Raw genomic sequence first — 3,411 nt, 5'->3', positions numbered from 1 at the left:
GCAGGCCCCGCCGACCGATTGCAAGCGGTCGGCGGGGCCATTGTGGCTCTTGACAGCGGATTGGGTCATATGAGCGAGCGGTCGCCAGAGCGAACAAATTGGCATGAAAAGAGGGCGGCATAGACCTTCTGGTCATGCCGCCCTCTTTGAATGACAAGTTGTCGCTCTGGCGACCGCGCAGCGTCGACTGGTCCGCCGTTCATTAGAACGGCGGAACCTGAGACGTAACCCCTAAGGACGCTGGCCCATGCCACCCTCGAGTGTGACGGTCTCGCCGTTCATGTACTTAAAGTCGGGGCCGCAGAGCTGAACGACCACGCGGCCGATCTCCTTCTCGACATCGCCGTAATGGCCCGCCGGCGGCATGTGAACGTTGGCCTTGAACGCCTCGGGATAGGCATCCTGGAAGTTCTCGAGCGCAGCGGTCCAAGCAAGCGGGCACACGATGTTGACGTTGATGCCGTCCTTGCCCCACTCGTTGGCGGCAACGCGAGTTAAACCGCGGATGCCCTCCTTGGCGGCAGCATAACTGCACTGGCCATAGTTACCAAACAGGCCGGCGCCCGAAGCAAAGTTGACCACGGAGCCCTTGGTCTCCTTCAGGTGCGGATAGGCCTTCTGCATGTACAGGTAGGTGGCATACAGGCCAGAGTAAATGGCCAGGTTAAACTGGTCCATGGTGTGATCGGCAATGGTCACGCCCGAGGCGCTGGCCTGAGCGTTGTTGACGACGGCGTCGATGCGACCGAACTCCTCAATCGCCTTGTCGATAACGTTCTGTACGACGGCCTCGTTGTCCTGGCCGGCGGAGACATCGGCCTGAACAGGCAGAACCTTGACACCGTACTCGGCCTCGAGGGACTCCTTGGCGGCCTCGAGCTTGGCGACGTTGCGGCCGGTGATAACGAGGTTCGCGCCCTCCTTGGCAAAAGCGATATCGATGCCGTAACCGATGGAGCCAGCGGAGCCGTCCTTAAGCGTGGCCTTGCCGCCGCCGGTGACGATCACGGTCTTACAAGTGAAAAGTCCCATATAAAGTCCTTTCAAATCGCGACGGGCGCACCCGCCGACTGCGCGCATCCAAATAAACGCGCCAAAAGCTGAAATGCAACTTTAACGGGTTCAAGTGAAAAATAAAGCCCATGGCAGGCGAACGGCGCAACGTCTTTCGGCGAAGGGAATGTCAAGTAAAAATTGGATAGAGTGGCCGAGTTTTTGCTATCGACGCGAGCCATCGAACACGTTTTGAAACTTTGCTGCGGCGCGCGGGAAGTCGGCGCGAGACTTTATCATAGGGTGACAAACAACGATGAGGAGCACATACCTATGACAGACGAGCTGGACCCCCAGACTCAACAGCATATTGATGATTCCGCAGACGTCACCGCAGATGCTGATGCTGTGACCTGCGATGATATTGACCTCGACGACCCCATCTTGGACGAAAGCGCTACGGCGGAAACCCCCGAAACAGAAAACGCCGATGAGCAAAACGACGATGCGCCCGCTCAGGACGACGCCCCTGTACAGGACGACGCCCCGCAAGCAGCGGGCCCCATCGAGGTGTCTTCGGAAGAAGAGCTCGATGCCGTCATGGACTCCATGATGGATGCTGTCAAAGCGATGAAAGACGCCGTCGCCGATGCCGATATCGATGCCGAGGAAGAGGAGGCCGCCGAGGCGGCCTCGACCTTTGTGCCCGGCGAGACTCCGGTTGCCGACCAGGGCAGCACCATGCCCTCGTTTCTGCAGCTCGAGCACCCCACGATTGGCGCCGATGCGGTCGATCCGCACGCAGCAGGCTTTTCTGTGGTCGAGGGCGGTACCGGCAATATCGCCGCGCCGCAGGCTGCCGATGCGGACGCTGCCGACACCGCTCGCCCGACCGCCCCGCACTCCCCCGCCGCGAGCCGCGATCTGGGGACCGCTGTCTCGAACACTGCGAACGCCGTGGGCACCTTTATCGCCCAGGGCGCCTCGGCCATGCGCGAGATGAACGCCGCGAAAAAGGCACTTGCCGATGCCCGCGCCCACCTGGCCGAACTTGAGCAGCGCATTGCCGATCAGGCCGAGGAACTCGAGACGCGCCAGGATATCGCAGGCCGCTACGACCAGATCGTCGCCGACCAGCGCCAGGCGATCGCCACAGCGCAAAAGACCGCTGCGGCAGCCGAGATTGACCGTGATGCCCACGCCGCCAAAGCGACAGAGCTCAAGGGGCAGTTCGAACAAATGAAGACAGAGGATGACGCGACTGAGCTCCGCCTGAAGGCCGCGCTCGATGCCGTGGAGGCCCGCGAGGCGAGCTCGCGCGAGACCGGCAACCGCCTCGTTCGCCGTCTTGAGGATTCCAAGCGCATCCGCGACAAGGTGCAGGCCGAGCGAGACGCCGGCATTGCCGCCGCACAACAAACCGTCGACGCCACGCGCGCCCAGCTCGAGACGCTGCGTCATGAGTATGCCGAGCTGCAACGCAATCCCTCGGCAAATCCCGCCAACTATACGGTGCGCACCAGCGAGCTCTCGATGCAGATCTCCGACACGGCAGATGCCCTGCGAAAAGCCGAAGAAGATGTCCCGCGCATCACCGCCGACCTTGAGCACTCGCTTGCCGCAGCCGAGCAGGCCGTCGAACAGGCTCAAGCCCCCATTGCCGAAGCCAAACGCGCACACCAAGCCGTGACGACTGAGGCCGATGCCGCGCGAGACGAGCTGCAGACAGCGAAAACTGCCGCCACGACGCGCCAGCGCGAACTGCGCGAGAAGATCGCCGCCGAGGACAAGGCACGCCGCGACCAGGAGCAGACCATCGCCAACGCCCAAGCAGATACCGCACATGCGCAGTCGATCATCGAGCAGGCGACCGAAGTACACGACCACCCAGAGATCACTGAGTCGCTTGCAGGATCCTTGGCCCGAGACAAAGCCGAACACGCCGAGACCGAGCGAGAAGTTGCCCAGCTCGAGGCCACCGAGGACGCGGTGCGCGAGCGTACCCGCGACTCACGCATCAAATTCACCGGCGCCATCGTCTGCATCGTCGCCGCAATCCTGGTGATCATCCTGATCTGGCTGTTCGCGAGCAAGTAAACTAGCTGCCAAAAAAACGCTCAACGCAGTTGCGGTGAGATAGTTCCTGTTTAGCCCTCAAAAAGCCAATTCAAGAACTATCTCACCGCAACTTATTAGATTGATGCAAGGCAATCTATCCCTCTTGCACCAATCTCTTGACATAAGGAGTGTCCCCAGGTGCCGGCACAAAAGGAACGTCCCCAAGTGCCAAGCGCCCAATGACTACTCAACAACCACGGCAACACCGATGTAATGGCAGAGTCAGACACTATGACCCAATCCAAGGGCACGGAAACGACAGGAGCCCCCGCTCGTGACCGCGGGTCGGGGCTGCGACAA

At 61.0% G+C, this 3,411-nt stretch carries 2 protein-coding genes; one reads left to right on the top strand and one right to left on the bottom strand.

Annotated elements, in window-relative coordinates:
- Positions 1-231: 231 nt before the first annotated feature.
- Positions 232-1,032 carry an SDR family NAD(P)-dependent oxidoreductase gene (locus tag AB5164_RS10015; RefSeq protein WP_368143316.1) on the bottom strand — a complete coding sequence of 267 codons (801 nt, stop codon included), beginning with the start codon at positions 1,030-1,032 and terminating at the stop codon, positions 232-234.
- 294 nt (positions 1,033-1,326) lie between these two features.
- Between AB5164_RS10015 and AB5164_RS10010 the strand changes: the two genes are divergently transcribed.
- Positions 1,327-3,090 (top strand): coiled-coil domain-containing protein, encoded by a 1,764-nt coding sequence (locus AB5164_RS10010; RefSeq protein ID WP_368143317.1) that lies wholly within the window; start codon positions 1,327-1,329, stop codon positions 3,088-3,090.
- The last annotated feature ends 321 nt before the right edge of the window (positions 3,091-3,411 follow it).

Origin of the sequence: Collinsella aerofaciens, from assembly GCF_040915425.1 — a bacterium.
Classification (GTDB): domain Bacteria; phylum Actinomycetota; class Coriobacteriia; order Coriobacteriales; family Coriobacteriaceae; genus Collinsella; species Collinsella aerofaciens_BW.
Note: the sequence above shows the minus strand (reverse complement) of the source record. Positions and strands in the feature narration are given on the sequence as shown.